This window comes from Streptomyces sp. NPDC051214, assembly GCF_040682375.1.
In the GTDB taxonomy this organism is placed as follows: Bacteria; Actinomycetota; Actinomycetes; order Streptomycetales; family Streptomycetaceae; genus Streptomyces.
This window is the reverse complement of sequence record NZ_JBFBAT010000001.1, coordinates 1-18,478: the sequence shown is the minus strand read 5'-3', so window position 1 is coordinate 18,478 and position 18,478 is coordinate 1. Positions and strand designations below refer to the sequence as shown.

The 18,478-nt window shown below is 71.1% G+C and carries 19 protein-coding genes; 11 read left to right on the top strand and 8 right to left on the bottom strand.

All coding sequences use genetic code 11. From position 1 onward, the window contains the following. Positions 1-93: 93 nt before the first annotated feature. From AB0M70_RS00095 to AB0M70_RS00070, 6 genes are all read left to right on the top strand, one after another. Positions 94-303 carry a hypothetical protein gene (locus AB0M70_RS00095; protein WP_365816209.1) on the top strand — a complete coding sequence of 70 codons (210 nt, stop codon included), beginning with the start codon at positions 94-96 and terminating at the stop codon, positions 301-303. After that, complete coding sequence (locus AB0M70_RS00090) at positions 290-1,690, top strand: amidase (RefSeq protein WP_365814638.1); 1,401 nt, start codon at positions 290-292, stop codon at positions 1,688-1,690. The genes AB0M70_RS00095 and AB0M70_RS00090 overlap by 14 nt, the downstream gene beginning before the upstream one ends. Before the next feature lie 54 nt (positions 1,691-1,744). Next, on the top strand, positions 1,745-2,305 hold the full coding sequence (locus tag AB0M70_RS00085) for a TetR/AcrR family transcriptional regulator (RefSeq protein ID WP_365814636.1): 561 nt from the start codon (positions 1,745-1,747) through the stop codon (positions 2,303-2,305). 225 nt (positions 2,306-2,530) lie between these two features. Beyond that, entirely contained in the window at positions 2,531-3,412 is an 882-nt protein-coding gene (locus AB0M70_RS00080; RefSeq protein ID WP_365814634.1) for an MEDS domain-containing protein, read from the top strand. Further along, a complete protein-coding gene (locus tag AB0M70_RS00075) occupies positions 3,412-3,843 on the top strand; it encodes an ATP-binding protein (protein ID WP_365814632.1) in 432 nt (143 codons plus the stop codon). The genes AB0M70_RS00080 and AB0M70_RS00075 overlap by 1 nt, the downstream gene beginning before the upstream one ends. Positions 3,844-4,016: 173 nt before the next feature. Further along, a complete protein-coding gene (locus AB0M70_RS00070) occupies positions 4,017-4,532 on the top strand; it encodes a GNAT family N-acetyltransferase (RefSeq protein WP_365814630.1) in 516 nt (171 codons plus the stop codon). Between the two features lie 3 nt (positions 4,533-4,535). On the opposite strand, the gene AB0M70_RS00065 is transcribed toward AB0M70_RS00070, so the two are convergent. Then, positions 4,536-5,207, bottom strand: coding sequence for a class I SAM-dependent methyltransferase (locus AB0M70_RS00065; RefSeq protein WP_365814628.1), 672 nt, complete (start codon positions 5,205-5,207; stop codon positions 4,536-4,538). An 89-nt stretch (positions 5,208-5,296) separates the two neighbouring features. Here AB0M70_RS00065 and AB0M70_RS00060 point away from each other — a divergent pair, with 89 nt between their 5' ends. Further along, positions 5,297-5,917, top strand: coding sequence for a helix-turn-helix domain-containing protein (locus AB0M70_RS00060; RefSeq protein ID WP_365814626.1), 621 nt, complete (start codon positions 5,297-5,299; stop codon positions 5,915-5,917). Between the two features lie 19 nt (positions 5,918-5,936). Here the strand turns inward: AB0M70_RS00060 and AB0M70_RS00055 are convergent, their stop codons facing one another. Further along, positions 5,937-7,994 (bottom strand): phosphocholine-specific phospholipase C, encoded by a 2,058-nt coding sequence (locus AB0M70_RS00055; RefSeq protein ID WP_365814624.1) that lies wholly within the window; start codon positions 7,992-7,994, stop codon positions 5,937-5,939. Positions 7,995-8,095: 101 nt separating this feature from the next. On the opposite strand from AB0M70_RS00055, the gene AB0M70_RS00050 reads away from it, so the two are divergent. Together AB0M70_RS00050 and AB0M70_RS00045 are read left to right on the top strand one after the other, a co-directional pair. After that, the gene (locus AB0M70_RS00050; RefSeq protein WP_365814622.1) at positions 8,096-9,265 is read left to right on the top strand and encodes a damage-control phosphatase ARMT1 family protein; all 1,170 of its coding nucleotides are present in this window, start codon (positions 8,096-8,098) and stop codon (positions 9,263-9,265) included. 302 nt (positions 9,266-9,567) lie between these two features. Then, the gene (locus AB0M70_RS00045) at positions 9,568-11,256 is read left to right on the top strand and encodes an ATP-binding cassette domain-containing protein (protein WP_365814620.1); all 1,689 of its coding nucleotides are present in this window, start codon (positions 9,568-9,570) and stop codon (positions 11,254-11,256) included. Between the two features lie 31 nt (positions 11,257-11,287). On the opposite strand, the gene AB0M70_RS00040 is transcribed toward AB0M70_RS00045, so the two are convergent. The 4 genes from AB0M70_RS00040 to AB0M70_RS00025 all read right to left on the bottom strand — a co-directional run bounded on the left by AB0M70_RS00040 (position 11,288) and on the right by AB0M70_RS00025 (position 14,677). Beyond that, positions 11,288-11,710, bottom strand: a complete 423-nt coding sequence (locus AB0M70_RS00040) for an RDD family protein (protein ID WP_365814618.1) — start codon at positions 11,708-11,710, stop codon at positions 11,288-11,290. Positions 11,711-11,937: 227 nt separating this feature from the next. Then, a complete protein-coding gene (locus tag AB0M70_RS00035; protein WP_365814616.1) occupies positions 11,938-12,498 on the bottom strand; it encodes a DoxX family protein in 561 nt (186 codons plus the stop codon). An 82-nt stretch (positions 12,499-12,580) separates the two neighbouring features. After that, entirely contained in the window at positions 12,581-12,997 is a 417-nt protein-coding gene (locus AB0M70_RS00030) for a hypothetical protein (protein WP_365814614.1), read from the bottom strand. Between the two features lie 123 nt (positions 12,998-13,120). Next, a complete protein-coding gene (locus tag AB0M70_RS00025) occupies positions 13,121-14,677 on the bottom strand; it encodes an alpha/beta hydrolase (RefSeq protein WP_365814612.1) in 1,557 nt (518 codons plus the stop codon). Between the two features lie 289 nt (positions 14,678-14,966). Between AB0M70_RS00025 and AB0M70_RS00020 the strand changes: the two genes are divergently transcribed. Then, positions 14,967-16,235: an aminotransferase class I/II-fold pyridoxal phosphate-dependent enzyme gene (locus tag AB0M70_RS00020; protein ID WP_365814610.1), complete on the top strand. Its 1,269-nt coding sequence runs from the start codon at positions 14,967-14,969 to the stop codon at positions 16,233-16,235. A gap of 121 nt (positions 16,236-16,356) precedes the next feature. Beyond that, positions 16,357-17,298 (top strand): hypothetical protein, encoded by a 942-nt coding sequence (locus AB0M70_RS00015; RefSeq protein WP_365814607.1) that lies wholly within the window; start codon positions 16,357-16,359, stop codon positions 17,296-17,298. A 4-nt stretch (positions 17,299-17,302) separates the two neighbouring features. On the opposite strand, the gene AB0M70_RS00010 is transcribed toward AB0M70_RS00015, so the two are convergent. Next, positions 17,303-17,866 carry a GNAT family N-acetyltransferase gene (locus tag AB0M70_RS00010; RefSeq protein ID WP_365814605.1) on the bottom strand — a complete coding sequence of 188 codons (564 nt, stop codon included), beginning with the start codon at positions 17,864-17,866 and terminating at the stop codon, positions 17,303-17,305. Between the two features lie 72 nt (positions 17,867-17,938). Next, the gene (locus AB0M70_RS00005) at positions 17,939-18,352 is read right to left on the bottom strand and encodes a cupin domain-containing protein (protein WP_365814603.1); all 414 of its coding nucleotides are present in this window, start codon (positions 18,350-18,352) and stop codon (positions 17,939-17,941) included. Positions 18,353-18,478: the final 126 nt, after the last annotated feature.

Below are 18,478 nucleotides of genomic sequence, written 5' to 3'. Positions count from 1 at the left end.
GTTAAAGCAAACCGTTAGCTTTTGAGCTGCGTCCGGGGCGGGCCGTCGCCCGGCGCGGCGCCACGAGCCGAGAGGCCGCACGTGAACACCGTCCTGAACACCGCCGCACTCACCTCCCAGGAGGCCGCCCGGGGCGCGCTCCGATCGGGACTGCCCCTGGCCAGCGACCGTCACGAGGTGGTGGCGGCGACCGCCACGCACATCCAGTCCGTCATCGCCACGCTGCGCGAACTGGACTTCGGCGACACACCGCCCGCGATCTCCTACACGGCAGGGCAGGAGGGCACCGATGCAGCCGTATGAGCTGTCCCTGGCGGATGCCGCCCGCGCCATGGCCGCGAAAGAGCTCTCCCCGGTGGAGCTCACCGACTCCGTCCTCGACCGCATCGGCACCGTGGAGGGACGCCTCCAGGCGTACGTCGGTGTCGCGGCGGACTCCGCGCGGGCGGCGGCGGCCCGGGCCGAGCGCGAGATCACCCAGGGGGAGTCGCGCGGTCCGCTGCACGGCATCCCCATGGGCCTGAAGGACCTGTTCGACGCCAAGGGCGTGCCCACCACGGCGAGTTCGCGGGTCAGGGCGGGTCACGTGGCCCCGCGTGACAGTGCCGTCGCCGCGCGTCTGTCCGACGCCGGTGCGGTGCTCCTGGGAAAGACCCACACCCACGAGTTCGCCTACGGGCTGACCACCCCGCAGACGCACAACGCCTGGGACCACTCCCGCGTCGCGGGCGGATCGAGCGGGGGCTCGGCCGTCGCCGTCGCGGCGGGGGAGGCCACCTTCGCGCTGGGCACCGACACCGGCGGATCGATCCGCGTGCCCGCGGCGCTGAACGGCGTGGTCGGTCTCAAGCCGACCTACGACCTGATCTCCCGTCAGGGGGTGACATCCCTGTCCTGGTCCCTGGACCACGTGGGCCCCCTCACCCGCACGGTGCGGGACGCGGCGCTCGTGCTCGGCGCCTTGACGGGGCGGGACGGGTACGACCCCGCTGCTCCGGGAGTCGAGGATTCCCCGGCAGGTGACCTGACGGGGCTGCGGGTGGGAGTGCCCCGCAACCACTACTTCGAGCGGATCAGCCCGGAGGTCGAGGAAAGCGTGCGCCGGGCCATCGGCCAACTCCAGGAACTCGGGGCCGAGCTCGTCGAGGTCGAGATCCCCCTGGCGCGCTACCTCCAGGCCACCCAGTGGGGCCTGATGGTCCCCGAGGCGACCGCGAACCACGAGCGGACCGTTCGCTCGGTGCCTGATCTCTACACGGCGGAGGTCCGCGTGCTCCTGGAGGCGGGCGAACTCGTGTCCGCCGGTGACTACCTCAGGGCCCAGCGCGCGCGGGCGCTGATGCGCGAGGCCTGGGCAGAGATGCTCGGCCGCGTCGACGTGATCGCAGCCCCGGCCGTGCCGATGACGGCCGCCAAGGCCGGTCAGGAGAGCGTGGAGTGGGCGGACGGCACGGCCGAGGCCGTCTCCGATGCCTACGTCCGTCTCTCCGCACCCGCCAACATCACGGGCGTACCGGCGCTGACGCTGCCCGTGGGCCAGGACCGCGCGGGCCTGCCGATCGGCATGCAGCTGATGGGGCGCCCGCATGACGAGGCGACCGTACTGCGGGTCGGGCACGCCTATGAGGTGTCTGCCTCCGGTGCCGGAAGCGGTGTGGGGGCGGGGCGCCTGGCCCCCATCGCGGCGTGAGCCGTGGCCCCAGCTAGAAGCAACGAATTCGCGTTAAGGCGTTAGGGTGGAGCCATGAGTCCCAAGCCCATGGTGCGGCCCGGAGGGCGCAGCGCCCGGGTCCAGGAGTCGGTCCACGCGGCGGTCCGCGAGCTGCAGTCCGAGCTGGGGCGCGAGGCGCTGACCGTCCCCCTGGTCGCGGCGCGCGCCGGGGTGACCCCGTCGACGGTCTACCGCCGGTGGGGCGACCTCCAGGAACTCCTGTCCGACGTCGCGGTGGAGCACCTGCGCCCCGAGGCGCTCCCGGCCGACCTCGGCACCCTGCGCGCGGACCTCGGCGCGTGGGCAGAGCAGTTCCTCGACGAGATGGCCTCCCCGCCCGGGCGCGCGTACATCAGAGACGCCCTCCTCGGAGACCCGGAGGGGAGCAACGCCGGTCAGTGCTCCGCCTATGCCGCCGAGCAGATCGACGTCGTCCTGGCGCGCGCGGCGGAGAGGGGCGAGGCCGCCCCGGACACGGAGCGGGTCATCGACCAGGTCGTGGCACCGATGATGTACCGCATCCTCTTCCGCCCCAGCCAACTGGACGCCGCCTACGCGCGCGCACTCGTCGACCGGGCCCTCGCGGCATCCTGAGCCCGCTTTCGGCGGTGTCAACAGCAGGCAGAAACATGACGGCATCCGGCGATCAAAACCGGCGTCCAAGGGATCGTCCGGGCGCACTCCCGATCGTCAAGGGAGTTCACGTCGTCAGGTAACTGTCGCCATCAGCGGGAATATGCCGCCGTGAGGTACAGACCGCTACGGTGTGGCCCCGCAGTTGTTCCCGTCGGGTCGTCGTCTCGGCCCCGGAGGTGAGAGATGGCGGATGCCGCTTCGGCGTCGTTCGGAACAATCCCGGTCCAGCATCTCAGGGCGGGAGATCATGCTTTCGTCAGCTACGACGACGACGATGCGGGCCGCGACGTGGTGTCTGCCTTCGCGTGGGCGGGGCTGGTCAAGCGCGAGAAGGTGATGGTCTTCGCCGCTCCGCACATGGAGGACGAGCAGGTGTGGGGCCGCATCGACGCCCCGGGCGCCCTGCTGGGACCCGCCCGTGACCACGGGCAGTTGGTGCTCAGCAGCATGCGCGCCCTCATCCACCCCCAGGACGAGTTCACTCCCCGCCGGCAGTGGGAGCGCATCACGGAGGAGACCGACCGGGCCTTGGCCGAGGGCTACAGCGGGCTGCGCACCTATATCGACATGCACTGGGTGGGGCATCTGGGCGCCGATGTCGAGGTGATGATGCACCGCGAATCACACGCCCAGCATCTGTTCACCGACCGCCCCTATACCGAGATCTGCGCCTACGACCGCCGCTGGTTCGCCCCTGACGTCCTGACCGCGATGCACGAGGCGCACCCCTGCCGGCTGCTGCCCCGCCTGGGCGCTCTGCACACGGAACAGACGGACGGACGCGTGCGGTTGGTCGGCGAGGCGGACCTCGCCACCCGGGAGGAGTTCATCGCCGCCGTGCGCCAGGGGCTCAGGTGCGGCGTGGATTCCTGCGGGCTGCTCGTCGTGGACCTGACCGGACTCGTGTTCCTCGGCGTCGCCTGCGCCGTGGACCTGCTGCGCCTGGTCCTGGAACACCCGCACGGCCCGGTCCAGGTCACCTGTCCGCCGACAACGGCCCGCATACTGCGCCGAGCAGGCGCCGACCAGGTGCCCCACATGGCGATCAGCGAGGTGGACCGCTGATGACGAGCACGTCGGACCCACGCGAGGTCCCCCCCGTCACCCTCCTGGAATCACACTTCACCCAGGACGACCTGCCCCGGCTGCGCATGCTCGTGGACCAGTACGCCGACCACCAGGGACTGACCGAGCCGCGGCGCAGCGATTTCATCGTGGCCCTGGACGCGGTGGCGTGCAACGCGGTCGAGCACGCGGGCGGCGGCGGCACGCTGATCCTGCAACGCAGCAACGGCCATCTGGCCTGCCACATCCACGACGTGGGCCCCGGCTTCAGCGCCGACGTGATCCCCGATCTGGCTCCCGGCCTGGACGGCCGACCGGGCGGCCGCGGCCTGTGGCTCGCGGGCCTCCTGACCGACGAGCTCACGATCTCGGCGGGCCCCTCCGGCAGCAAGGTGACACTGACCGTGCGCCTGCCCGACCACGCATATTGAGAGGACAGGGGATCAGCTCCTGCCCTACAGTCGACCGACGCGCGAACGACGCGACCCCTGCGACAAGGGAGGTTGATGAATATGGCCCGCCAGACGATTCATCAGCATGCCCTTGTCCGGGCCGCCTGAAGTTGTCGAGCGGCCCGGTCGTCTGAAACGACCAGGAGTATCGCGTGTCTTCTTCTTTCGCCTCGTCCTCGTTCTCGACGTCCGGTACGGACGTGACCACCGAGCGCCTCGTGCTGCGGCCCTGGCCCGCGGACGAGATCACCGCCGTCCTCGGCGACCGCCGCCTGGCGCACTGGGCGGAGGACTTCCCCGCCGAGGAGGGCCGGGTCATCGCCGGTTTCCTCGCGGACCGGCCGGACGCACTGGGCCCGTACGGGCAACGTCAGGTCATCGAGCGGGCGACCGGCCTGGTGGTCGGAGCCATCGGGCTGTTCTGGCCGCCGAGCGACGGCGCTCTTGAGATCGGGTACGGCATCGTGGCCTCGCGCCGCGGCCGGGGCTACGCCTCCGAGGCCACCGAGGCCCTCACGGCGTACGCCCTGACCTCGCCGGACGTGCACACCGTGTACGCCGACGTGGAACTGTCCAACCCGGCCTCGGTCCGCGTGCTGGAGAAGGCCGGGCTGCGGCGCTGGAGCGCGGACGCCACCACGGCGCGCTTCGGCACATCGGCGGGGTGACCGTCACCCGTCGGACCGGCGCCGTCGCAGCTTGACGGTGTAGTTCGTCCGCGTGGAGGGCTCTCCCTCGGGGCCCGTCAGGGCGTGCTCGTGGGTGTCGCAGACGAGTACGTCCCATTGCCCGGCCGGCAGGTCGAGTGAGGCCAGGACCTTCTGGGGGCTGGGGAAGTCCACACCCGCGGGTGCTGCGGTCTCCCAGGCGGGAAAGCCCATGTGGCCGACGATCAGGAGGGTGCCGCCCTCGGTGACGGCCGCGGCGGCGTCGCGCAGGATCTGCTCGCGCGGCATCTCGTGCAGGGAGTGCAGGAACTGGGCGGAGACCAGGTCGTATCCGCCGGCCGGGAAGGAGACGCCCAGGTCGTGGTGGAGCCAGTCGACGCGGTCGGCGACCTGGGCCCGCTCCGCGTGCTCGGCGGCACGGCCGAGGGCGACGCGGGAGATGTCGGTGGCGGTGACGCGCCAGCCCTGGCGTGCGAGCCAGATCGCGTCGCCGCCCTCTCCGCAGCCCAGGTCCAGGGCGCTGCCCGGGGCCAGCCCCTCGGTCTCGCGGACGAGAGCGGCGTTGGGCTCGCCGCTCCACAGGCGGCCGCTCTGGGTGTAGCGCTCGTCCCAGAACGCCGCGGCCGAATCCGCGGCGGGTGGGGTGTCGGTGGGGGCGGTGGTGTGGTCGCTCATGCGGGGCTCCTTCTGCTCTGCTCTGCGGCAACCCTGCGTGCGGCGAGGGCGGCTTGACAAAGTTATTTGCCGTCCCGGCAAATGAAGGGATGAGCGACGACTCCCCACTCACGGATGTGCTGACCGCTGTCGGGCCGCGGCTGCGGGCGCTGCGGAAGGCGCGGGGTGCGACCCTGGCCCGGCTGAGCGAGGAGACGGGGATTTCCCTGAGCACGCTCTCGCGCCTCGAGTCCGGGCAGCGGGAGCCCACCCTGAAGCTTCTGCTGCCGCTTGCCAAGGCGTACGGCGTACCGCTCGACGAGCTGGTCGGCGCGCCGCAGACGGGCGACCCGCGCATCCACCCGCGGCCGTTCACGCGCCACGGCAACACGTGGGTCCCCCTCACCCGCCACCTCGGCGGAATGCATGCCTACAAGCAGGTCATGCCCGTCCCCAAGAACGGCACCCGGCAGGCCACTCGCCCCGAGCAGGGCATGCACGAGGGCTACGAATGGCTCTACGTCCTGTCCGGGCGGCTGCTGCTCGCCCTGGGTGAGCACGACCTGGTGCTCACCGCGGGCGAGGCCGCCGAGTTCGACACCCGCACCCCGCACGGCTTCGCCAACGCCGGTGACATTCCCGTGGAGTTCCTCGCCCTGTACGGGGCGCAGGGCGAGCGCATGCACCTGCGCGTCAGGCCGGGCGGCGACGAGGAGACCGGCGGGGTCTAGCGCGCCGCCCGGGGCGCGGTCAGCCGGTGCGGAGCGCGGGGTCGCTGGTGCCGGGCTTGCCCGTCTCGACGTGCCCGGCGAACCTGCGCAGGTAGGCGCTGTCGCTGTCGGACCGGACGCGCAGGTCGTACCAGCGCTTGCTGTGGGTGAGGTCGACCGAGCGGGTCTGCCGGCCGCCCGCCGGGACGGTGAGTTCGGTGCTCTTTCCGCCGTAGGCGTTGGTGATGGTCAGGCGGCAGGCGGCCGTGGCCGGGTTGGTGACGGTGAGCTTCACGCGTCCGGTGTCCTGGTCGTGGCGGCAGGTGACTTCCGGGCTCGGGGTGGCGGCGGTGCCCTCGTACGTCCGCAGGTAGCCGTTGGGGCCGTGCACACTCAGCTCGTACGCGCCGTCGGAAGGGCCCGTGCTCCAGGTGTCGGAGATCTTCTTGCCGGCCGCGGCGGTGTAGGTCCAGGGCCCGTCGTCGCGGTTGCCCGAGGTGACGAGGAAGCAGGCGCCGGTCTCGTCGCCCGGTGCGAAGGTGAGCTCGACGGTGCCGTCGGAGGGCTTCACGGCCGCGGTGACCAGCGGCGTGTAGGGCAGGGGCCGGGTGGGCCGCGCGCCCTTCTCCTGCTTGGGCAGGGCGGGGGAAGCGGGCGGCGAGGGGGTGTAGTTGTCGTGCCGTTCCCGGTCCGGCGGCTCATAGCCGTCGGTGCTCGGCAGGTCCGCGCGCCCGGTGTGCTTGAGGCCGAAGTCGAAGGCCGAGGTGAGGTCGCCGCAGATGGCCCGGCGCCAGGGGGAGATGTGCGGTTCGTGGACGCCGAAGCGGCGTTCCATGAACTGGATGACGGAGGTGTGGTCGAAGACCTCGGAGCAGACGTAGCCGCCGGTGGACCACGGGGAGACGACCAGGGTGGGGACCCGCATGCCGAGCCCGTAGGGGCCCGCGCTGTACTCGCTGTCGCCGGGGAAATGGTCGAGCTCGGTGTCGACGGTGGAAGCGCCCCAGGAGGAGTCGGCCGGAGGGTAGGGCGGCGGCACGTGGTCGAAGTAGCCGTCGTTCTCGTCGTAGGTGATGAACAGGGCGGTCCTGCTCCATACCTCGGGGTCGGACGTCAGTGTGTCCAGGACCTGCGAGATGTACCAGGCGCCGTAATTCGCGGGCCAGTTGGGGTGCTCGCTGAATGCTTCCGGAGCCGCGATCCACGATATCTCCGGGAGATTCCCGGACTTGACGTCCGCGCGGAGGTCGTCGAGGAGGTGGCCGCTCTTCTTGACGTTCGTGCCCTGCCGCGCCTTTTCGTAAAGGGGGTCACCGGGTTTCGAGTTCCGGTACTTGTTGAAGAACATCAGCGAGTTGTCGCCGTAGTTCCCCCGGTAGGCGTCCTCCAGGACACCCCACAGCCCGTCCTCGGTGAGTCCGTCGCCGGTGTCCTGATAGATCTTCCAGGACACCCCGGCCTTCTCCAGGCGCTCGGGATACGTGGTCCAGTCGTATCCGACCTCCTCGTTGCCGAGGACCGGTCCGCCGCCCTTGCCGTCATTTCCCGTGTGACCGGAGTAGAGGTAATAGCGGTTGGGGTCGGTCGCGCCGATGAACGAGGAGTGGTAGGCGTCGCAGACCGTGAAGGCGTCGGCCAGCGCGTAGTGGAACGGTATGTCGTTCCTGGTCAGGTGGGCCATCGTGCCGGAGGTCTTGGCCGCGATCCAGTCGTCGTACTTGCCCTTGTTCCACGCCTGATGGCCGGTTTCCCAGTCATGGTTCAGCCCGGCGATGAACTGCATTCCCAGGTCGTCGGCCTCGGGATGGTAGGGCAGGACTTCCTCGCCGCCACCGGACTGGTGCCATACGGGCTTTCCGCTCTCCAGGATCATCGGGCGGGGGTCGCCGAATCCCCGGACGCCGCCCAGCGTGCCGAAGTAGTGGTCGAAGGAGCGGTTCTCCTGCATGAGGACCACGATGTGCTCGACGTCGTCGATCGACCCCTCCCGGCGGGAGGCGGGGATGTCGACGGCGCGCATGATGCTGGCGGACAGGGCCGCGACGCCGGCGGTGCCACCCGCTGCCTGGAGGAAGCGCCGACGGTTGAATGCGGGCATGAAGCAGAACCTCTGAAACGTGGGGGATAGAGGGCGGGTCACCGTAGACCGGCTTGCCCACAAGCCGTCAAATAGTGAGAAGAAAAAGTGAAGGAGCAGCTATGCCGGACGCAGCCGAAGCCCCCGTCATCCTCAGTGACGTACCCGGCTCCTTTCCCAGGAGCGTGCTCGCCGAGCGGCACCCCGCGCTCATCAAGAAGGTGCGCGACGCCTTCCCCTACGGGCCGCCGCAGCATCGCGCCCTCGACGCGCTCCTCACCCAGGCCACGCAGGGCGTGATCGAGCCGCCGGACCCCGAGGCGCACGACCGACACCTGTGGGAGGAATGGGGGCGCGCGTACGTCGGCATGTCCTGGTTCGACGTGCCCTTCCTGTGGTCCGAGAGCTACTTCTACCGCCAACTCCTCGCGGCGGTCGGGTACTTCGGGGACGGACCCTGGCAGGGCATCGACCCCTTCCGTCCGTTCAAGCAGGCGGAACTCCACACCGGTGAGGCCGACGAGGAACTGGCCGCGCTCGACCGGCTGGCCCCGCGGCCCCTGGATGAGCAGCGTCAGGCCCTGCTGCTCGGCTCGCTGTGGGGCAACCGCGCCGACCTGGGCTTCGCCGTGGGCGGCGGCGGTCCCGGGAGCGCCGACTCACGCCTCGTCGCCGACGACTCCGGGCTGCTGTGGTCCCTGCTGCCCGAGGGCGGCGCGGCCACGCTGTGCCTGGTCGCGGACAACGCGGGACGCGAGCTGCTGCCCGATCTCATCCTCGTCGACCACCTCCTGCGCCATCGGCGCGCCGAGCGGGTCGTGCTGCACGTCAAGCCCTACCCGTACTACGTCTCGGACGCCATGACCGCCGACGTCATCGACTGCCTGCGCCGCCTGACCGGCGCTCGGGGCGCCGCGGCAGAGGTGGGCGACCGCCTGTGGTCGGCCATGGGCACCGGCCGGCTCACCGTCCGCAGCCACGTCTTCTCCTGTGCCCCGCTGCCGTACGAGCGGATGCCCGACGACCTGCGCCAGGAGTTCGCCGAGGCCGACGTGACCGTCATGAAGGGCGACCTGAACTACCGGCGCCTGGTCGGCGACCGGCTCTGGCCCGCCACCACACCCTTCGAGGAACCCACCGCGTACTTCCCCGGGCCGGTGGCGGCCCTGCGGACGCTGAAGTCCGACGTGATCGTCGGACTCGACGAGCGGACCGAGGCGGAGCTGAACGCGGCACACGGCCAGGGCTGGCGCACCAGCGGCACCCACGCCCTCATCCAGGCGCGGCGGTGATCTAAAAGCTTTGCCATTCCCTCGCGCGGTCGTTTATCGTTTCCAGTGTCCTGTTGTCTCCGATAGAGGTGGACGTTGCGCATCTGAGGTTCGCGATCATCGCGCCGTACGGCCTTCGCCGTACGCCCGTCACGCCGCAGTCGGCCCTGCCGTCCTGCCCGTGACCCCGCGTGGATGCGACCTCGGTGCATGAGCCGTCCCTCTGTCTGCCGGACCGCCGCACCCCTTTTTCTCCCGGCTGGTCGCCGCGTGGTGCTCGCATACGACGCCCCCTGCCCGCGCCTGCGACTGCGAGATCCATCATGTCCGTACCCACCACCCCCAGCGTCTCTCTGACGTGCTCCGCCCTGTCGTTCCAGTGGCCGGACGGCACAAGCGTCTTCGACGGCCTGTCGGTCAGCGTCGGCCGGGGCCGCACCGGACTCGTCGGCACCAACGGCACCGGCAAATCGACCCTGTTGCGCCTGCTGGCCGGTCAACTGCGCCCGTCCCAGGGGTCGGTGACCGTCGGCGGCAGCCTCGCCTACCTGCCGCAGAACATCACCCTCGACACGAGCCTGCGCGTCGACCAGGCCCTGGGCATCGCCGAGCGGCGTGCCGCCCTGCGCGCCATCGAATCCGGAGACGTGCGCGAGGAGCACTTCGAGACGATCGGCGACGACTGGGACGTCGAGGAGCGGGCCCTGGCCCAGTTGGGGACCCTGGGCCTCGGCGCCATCGGACTCGACCGGACCGTGGGTGAGATGTCCGGCGGGGAGACCGTGCTCCTGCGCCTGGCGGCGCTGCTCCTGGAGCGCCCGGACGTGCTCCTGCTCGACGAACCGACCAACAATCTCGACCTGTTCGCGCGCCGCAGGCTCTACGAAGCGGTCGACTCCTGGCGCTCCGGCATCCTGGTCGTGGTCAGCCACGACCTCGACCTGCTCGAACGCGTGGACCGCATCGCGGAACTGCGCGCCGGTTCGGTGAGCTGGTACGGCGGCGGCTGGTCCGCCTACGAGGAGGCGCTGGCCACCGAGCAGGAAGCGGCGGGGCGGATGCTGCGGGCCGCCGAGGCCGACGTACGCCGCCAGAAGCGCGAACTGGAGGAGACCCAGGTCAAGGTGGCCCGCCGCCAGCGGCACAGCAAGAAGATGGACGCCCAGCGGCGCGCCCCGCGCATCGTGGCGGGGGAGAAGAAGCGCTCCGCGCAGGAGTCGGGGGACAAGCTCCGGGGCTTGCACGAGGAGCGGCTCAACGAGGCGCGCGAGCGGCGCGAGGAGGCCGCCGACGCGATCCGCAACGACGCCGAGATCCGCGTCAGCCTCCCGTACACCGCCGTCCCGGCGGGCCGCACGGTACTGAGCGTGCGCGAACTGCGCCCCCGCTTCGGCAAGTTGAAGGAAGGCAGCCTGCATGTGCAGGGGCCCGAGCGGATCGCTCTGGTGGGGCGCAACGGCGCCGGCAAGACGACGCTGCTGCGCACCCTCACCGGAGAACTGGCCCCCCTGTCGGGCGAGGTCAGGACTTCGGTGCCGCTGCGGTTCTTGCCGCAGCGCCTGGACGTCCTGGACGACGGTCTGAGTGTCGCGGCGAACGTCGCCCGCCTGGCTCCCGGCCTCACCGACAACCACATCCGCTCCCAGCTGGCGCGCTTCCTCTTCAAGGGGGCCCGCGCCGAACAGTTGGCCGGCACCCTCTCGGGCGGCGAGCGGTTCCGCGCCGCGCTCGCGGCGATGATGCTCGCCGCGCCGGCCCCTCAGCTCCTGATGCTTGACGAGCCGACCAACAACCTGGACCTGGCCAGCGTGCGCCAGCTGACCGGCGCCCTGGAGTCGTACGAGGGTGCGCTCCTGATCGCCAGCCATGACCTGGCGTTCCTGGAGTCGGTCGGCGTCACCCGTTGGGTGCTGGTCGCGGAGGAACTGGTGGAGACCACCGCGGAGGAGGTACGCGACCTTCTGGCGGCGCCGGGCCAGGGGGAGGCGGGGGAAGTGTCGGTGTCGGCGTAGGCCAGGGAAGAGGATCAGCGGGCGGCGTGGATCATGAACGAACGGTCCGACGCCGCACGCGTATTCCCACCGCGTCCTGCTGCTCCACGTCGCTGTCCGTCGCCACGTGCAGAGGGACGAAGACGATCATCCAGTAGAAGCCGAACAGCCAGCGGCCGGTGAGCCGGACGAGGCCGGGGCGGTGGCCGTCGGAGGCGCGTACGACACGCAGCCCCGTGATCAGCTTCCCGAGACTGGCCCTGGCCGCCTGCGTGAGCAGGACGTGGTTGACGAGGGACACTCCGACGGCCACGCCGAGCGCGAGACCCCACACCGCGGGCGACTGCGGCCGCAGTTCGACCACCCCGTCGCTCACCTTCACTCCGGCCGCCGCGCCGGCCGTGATGCCACACACCAGGGCGAGAAGCGCGTCGATCACGGCTGCCGTGGCTCTGCGCGCCTGCGAGGGGAGCACGACACGGGCAGGGGAGTGAGGATGAGTGGGGCTGTGCTGCTGGTCGACCACGGCTCTGTTTCCGGTCTCTTCCCTGTCCAGTGTCCGAACGGGCCGGCAACTGCCCCCGCCTGGCCCGCACGCTACTTTCCGAGACCGCGCGACTGTTGAGCGGGGTGCTCCCTTGGACCCCACCGGTCCGGGCCGCAGGCCCGTCCCGGCGGGGACGGTACGGGACTTCTTCCTGGTCAGTCGTGCAGGGCCACCAGGACTACCGCGGCCGAGACGGCGCCGAGGGCCACCGCGGCGATGCCGTGGGAGAGGCGGTGGGTGCGCGGGACCGGCAGGACGTGGTCGACGGCGAACCTGCCGGGGCCGGCGAGGGCCAGGCTCACGGCAGCGGTGAGCAGGACCAGGTCGTACTCGATGCCGGACGGGTTGAAGAAGCCGTTGCCCCACTTCATGGCGATGGCGTTGAGCATGATGCCGACGATGCCCGCCCCGGCGAGCGGGGTGAGCAGCCCGATGGCCAGACCGAGGCCGCAGAGCGTCTCCGTCAGACCCGCGACCGTGGCCATGGCCTTGGGGGCGGAGTAGCCGTCGCTCGCGAAGAAGCCCGCGGTGCTGTCGAGGCCCGCGCCGTTGAACCAGCCGAAGAGCTTCTGGCTGCCGTGCACGGCCATGGTCAGACCGACCGCGCAGCGCAGCAGGAGCAGGCCGATGTCACCGCCGTACTGCGCGGAGGCGAGCGGGGAGTTGGAGCCGCCCGGGGCGGCGGTGTAGGTGCGGGTGGAAGCGGAAAGGGGCATGCGGATCTCTCCTGGTGTCGATGAAGGCGATGTGGTGCTGCCGACCGGTCCTGTCGGCGGGGTGCGGGCGGAGAGATCCCGTCTACGTTCTGATGACCTGGGTTCTGTAGAGGTCGACGGACGTCGCGTCCGGGGGAGATGCGCCGGGCAGCGCGGGGGCCTGGTCCGGCGGCTCGTACGGCGCGGCGGCCGCCTCGAAGGCCGGCGAACTGGTCCGCTCGGGAGCGGGCAACGCCCCGCGCGGCGCCCTGTTCTCGCCCTCGTGACAGCCACGGCCACCGTCGCGGGACCGGTCACGGGCGCTGTCACGGCTGTCGGCCACGCGCTCGGCGTACGGGCCGAAGGGGCCGGTGGCCGCACCGCGGTCCTCGGTGACGGCGGCGGCCGTGGTGCCCGACGGTCCGTCGATGCCGAGCAAGGGGACGAGGAAGAGGAAGGCCATGGCGAACAGGGCCGTGCGCACCGCACCGCCCTGGGGTCGCATCTCCCGTGTGGCCATGTCCGAGTGATGGTAGGGCAGAGTCGGCGGCGGGCACAGGAGGGAAATGAGGCACCTGCCGCGAACAGTGCGGTGCCCGCCGCCGAACGGTCAGCCTCTTGCGGTACTTCGGGGCTCCCGCCTCTACCGTCGGGCGCAGTTGATGTCGTGAGCGGGCAGGACGCCGGTGCGCAGGTAGTCGTTGACCGCGCGGTCGGCGCAGGGGACGGGGCGAAGGCCTTCGAGCCCGCGGCCGTAGACGCCGTGGGAGCGGATGTCCGCGCTGATCAGGCGCGAGCCGGCCAGCTTGCGGTGCAGGGCCAGGGCCCCGTCATAAGGGGTGTTGTTGTCGCGCCGGGCCTGCAGCATCAGTACGGGTACGTCGTTGGCGATGGCCGTGCCCGGTTCGCGTGGCGCGGCCGGCCAGAACGCACACGGGGCGATCATGCCGTTGACATAGGGGCCGAAGACGGGCTGGGTGCTGCGGCTGCGCTCGCTGTTGCGCCAGTACGTCTCCGGGTCGTCGGGCCAGCCGCCCGCAGGCCAGCCGCCGTCGCCGCACATGAAGAGCGCGCCGCCCACCATGCTGTCCGCCAGGTCGGGCGAGGCGAGAAGCTCCAGCCACGCGGCGAGCTCGGGGCCCGGCTCGATGGGCTTGCCCGCCGCGGCGTCGACCAGGTCCCGCACGATCGCGGCCAGCGTCGGATCGTTCTCCTCGTGCTGAATGGGCTGCTTCACCAGCAGCCGCAGGATGGGCGCGTTGAGGCGGTGCCCGTCGACGTCGACCGGCCGGCGCTCGGCCTGTGCGAGGAGCCGTTCGACGCGCGTCCGCACGTGAGAGGCCGTGCGGCCGAGCCCGTACGTGTCGTGGCGGCGGGCGGTCCAGGCGGCCCAGTCGTCCAGCGCTTCCTCGGCCGGTTCGCCGGAGCTCTGGAACAGTTCGTACTGGCTGGCCGCCGGGTCCGTCGAGGAGTCGATGACCATGCGGTCGGTGCGGCGGGGGAACATCTGGGTGTAGACGGCGCCCAGGTCGGCGCCGTAGGAGATGCCGTAGTACGACAGCTTCCGCTCGCCGAGGGCTGCCCTGATGACGTCCATGTCCCGGGCCACGTTCCGGGTGGAGGCGTGTGGCAGCAGCTCCGCGTTGTCCCCGTGCTCCTGGCAACGCCGGGCCGTGTCCCGCGCGCCCCGCACCGACGCGTCGAAGTCCGCGCGGGGTGAGGTCGAGGGCCCGGGAGGGGTCGGCGGACCGGCCGGTGCACAGGCGAGGGGGGAACTTTCGCCGAGGAACCTCGGGTCGAACCCGATGAGGTCGTAGCCGTCCGCCACCCCCTTCAGCGCGGGCCGCAACGCGAGGGTGCCGGCGATCCCGCTGCCACCGGGCCCACCAGGATTGGACAACAGGATGCCGCGACGCTGCGAGGAGGCCTTGGCCTTGATGCGCGAGACGGCGATCTGGAGGGTGCGCCCGCCGGGAGCGGCGTAGTCGAGGGGGACGGTCACCTCGGCGCACTGTGCCCCGGCGGCGTTCAGCTCCTCCTGCGCCTTCGAGCACGGCCCCCAGCTGAGCCGCTGCTGGTGGTGGGCGGAGAGGGGGCGGGTTCGGGTTCCAGGGGAAGACTCCGCCACCGAAGGCACCGCTCCGGCAAGCAACCCGGCCAGGCCGAGACCGACCGTGAGTAAGGGGGTGAGGCCGCGCATCGTGCTCCTAGAGATCAATCGGCACAAGAAACAGGGACGGGGCCGACGCTATGAGCACGCAGGACGGCAGAACATCTGGTCACCCGGCCGATGCCTGCGGGGGTTAGCCCCCGCCCCGCGCTCAACCCCCCGCGCGCAGCCCGGCCCGCACCCCCGGAGAGTGACCCGCGCCACCTGGCTGGGCACGGGCGGGCCATTGCTTTGTATCCTCGGCGGGCAGTGCCGATGCCCCCGGCGCGCGCCCGTGCAGCTCACAGACCGGGCAGCGCCGACAACGTAAGGACACATGATGACCACCGAGCTGAGCCCCGACGCCGTGACCGGGCTCCTTGAGCGGGCCCGCCAGGACTACCAGGACCTCGCAGGACGCGGGCTCTCGCTCGACCTCACGCGCGGCAAGCCGTCGCCGGAGCAGCTCGACCTCTCCGAGGACCTGCTGAGCCTGCCGGGCGGCCGGCACACCTCCGCCGACGGCACGGACGTACGCAACTACGGCGGTCTGCAGGGTCTAGTCGAGCTCCGGGAGATCTTCGCCGACGTGCTCCAGGTCCCGGCGGGCCAGCTCCTCGCGCTCGGCAACTCCAGCCTCGAGCTGATGCACGACTGCCTGGTGCACGCGCTGCTGAGCGTGGTGCCCGGTGCCGAGTCGCGCTGGGTGGACCAGGAGCGGATTGCCTTCCTGTGCCCGACCCCGGGTTACGACCGGCACTTCGCCCTCTGTGAGCGGTTCGGGATCGACATGATCCCCGTGCCGATGACCGCCGAGGGCCCGGACATGGACGTCGTGGAGCGGCTCGTCGCCGAGGACCCGTCGGTCAAGGGCATCTGGTGCGTCCCGAAGTACAGCAACCCCGACGGTGTCTGCTACAGCGACGAGACCGTCGCCCGGCTCGCCTCGATGCAGGCCGCCGCGCCCGACTTCCGCATCTTCTGGGACAACGCGTACGCCGCCCACCACCTCACCGCGGAGCCCGTCGAGATCGCCGACCTGCTCGCCGCCGCCGCGGCTGCGGGCAACGCGGACCGTGTCTTCGTCTTCGGCTCCACCTCGAAGATCACCGCGGCGGGCGCGGGCGTCGCCTTCTTCGGTTCGTCGCCCGCGAACCTGAAGTGGCTGCTCGCCAACAACGCCAAGCGCTCGATCGGCCCGGACAAGATCAACCAGCTGCGGCACGTCATGTTCCTGCGGGACGCCGACGGGGTGCGCGCCCACATGGAGCGCCAGCGCGCCCTGCTCCAGCCGAAGTTCGAGGCCGTTGCCCGGATCCTCGAGGCCGAGCTCGGCGGGACCAGTCTCGCCCGCTGGACCGACCCCAAGGGCGGCTACTTCGTCACGCTCGAAGTGACCGACGGCTGCGCCAAGGAGGTCGTACGCCGTGCCGCAGAGGCGGGCATCGTGCTGACCCCGGCCGGCGCCACCCACCCGTACGGCGACGACCCGCGTGACGCCACCATCCGCATCGCGCCGAGCTACCCGAGCCTGGCGGAGCTGGAGCAGGCCATCGCCGGCCTCGCCGTGTGCGTACGCCTCGTCGGTTACGAGCGCCAGGTCGCCTAGCTCCGAAGGCGCCCAGTTCCGCGGACCGCCCGTCGCCGGTCCTCGGCCCTGATCACGCCCGTCCGGTTCCGGCCAGTAAACTGCGCGCGCTCAGAAGCGTCGCAGGAGGCAAGGGGGAACCGTGGCACACGGGGGACATCAGGGCTGGGGCCCGGCAAACGGCCATCCGCAGGGCGGGGGCCCCTCTCCGTACGACCCGCGAGGAGGCGGCGGCCCGAATCCGTACGGGCCGCCGCAACCCGGCCCGTACCCGCCCCCGCAGCCGTATCCGTACCCGTTCCCGCCGCAGCCCGTCCGGCGGCGGCGATCCGGGTGCGCGCTCTTCTTCGTCTCGCCGCTCATCCCGTTCATCCGCTCGGCCCGCCGCCGCGCCGAGGCGATCTTCAACCAGCCCGGCGCCGGTCACGTCGCGGATCCGCTCGTGTCGAAGGTGCAGCTGGGGCGCGCGATCGTCGGTGCGGCCGCCAGCTTCGGCCTGATCTACGCCTACGGCGCGGACGACGGCTGGAGCGGCGTCGCCAACGACGGCGTCGTGAAGCTGATCCTCGCCCCGCTGCTGCTGATCTTCACCGGTCCGCTGGTCATCCTCGGCTTCATCCGCTACGCGCCCGCCGAGCAGCGGCGTGTGCTCCGCTCCCGGCTGCGCGCGCCGCTCAAGGCCGTGGGCTGGTACGTCGGCATCCTGGTGGGGGTCGCACTCGTCCTTGCGGGCAGCGCCCTGGTGCTCAAGCAGAACCACGGCACGCTCGTGAACGGTCTCATCGCGCTCGCGCTGCTCATCGGTCTCGTCTGGCTGCTGCCGTTCCTGCTCTTCGCCTCCGCGTACGCCGCCCGCTATGCCTTCAACACGTCCAACGTGCACGCCGCGCTGCCGGCCGCGCTCACCGTCGTACTCGTCTGGGAGCTGATGCTCTTCAGCGTCGCGCTCGACGGCGGCCTGCCGCACGGACCGCCGGCCGCGCAGTGGTGCGCGGTACTCGGCGGCCCGGTGACCGTGACCGCGGTGGCCCTGTGGGAACTGCGCCGCATGCGCACCCGTTACGGAGTGCGCATCCGCCCTTGAGGAGCTAGCGGCCGGCCGGGTGGAGGATCATCTCGCGCTCCCTCTTGGAGGGATCGCCCTTCATCGGGACGGTCGCCCCCGAGGGCACGAATCCGTACCGACGGTAGAACCGCTCGGCCCGCGCGTTGTCCTCGTGCACGTACAGGCGCACCCGCGCCACGTCCGGCACGGACCATGCCCACCCGACCGCCGTCGTGAAGAGCGCGTCGATCACTCCGCTTCCGCGGTGCTCGGGGCGTACGAAGACTCCGATGACGTGCGCCTGGCGCTGCTCGATCGCCCCGCCGAACACATCCTCGGTGTCCGCGTCCTCGATGAGCACGGTCACCGTGCCGCTCCAGGTGCCGTCCCCGGCCTCGGCCACGAACTGGCGCAGCCGCGTCCCGTCGGCCGCGCCCTCGGCCCGCTTCTGCCAAAAGGAGTCCGGTTCGGCGGCGGCCTGTTCATACGTGTCGAGAAAGGCGATCGGAGCCATGGGGTCCTCGAGCGCGCGGAGCCGCAACTCCTTGACCTTGGCCCACTCGTCGGCGCGTATCGGACGGACGGTGTCAGCGGAAACCTGATTCATGTCGCCGCACCTTACGCGACCTCGCTCGCGGCGACCTCTCTATTCTCGCAGGTCACCGCTCCGCGGGCGCTGCTAGCGGTTGGAGTTGCGAGGGCCGCCGTACTGCTCTTCGGTGACGGGTTCCGCCCACTGGGTCTCGGGGGTGTCGTCGCCGGTGCCCTCCCACATGGCGATGTGTTCCATGAACCGGTCGGGGGCGGCGCCGTGCCAGTGCTCCTCGTCGGGCGGGCAGCTGACCGTCTCACCGGGGTGAGCTTCGAGGACGGTGCCGTCGCGGGTGCCGATCAGGGCGACGCCGGAGACCACGTGCAGGGTCTGGCCCACGGCGTGGGTGTGCCAGTTGGTGCGGGCGCCGGGGGAGAAGCGGACGAGGTTCGCGCGCATCCTCGACGGTTCCTGACCGGCGACGATGACGTCCCACCAGGCGTCTCCGGTGAACCATTCGGCCGGTGCCTTGCTGGTGGACTGGGACTTGGTGAATTCCATGGGACTTCCTGTCGGTTCGATGGCGTCGTCGGGGGGGTGCCTCTATGTCGTTCGTCAAGGCACCCCTGTCGGGTTTGGGGTGGTTCGGTATTGCTGGGGTCACGCGGCGAGCTCGACGCTTCTCGG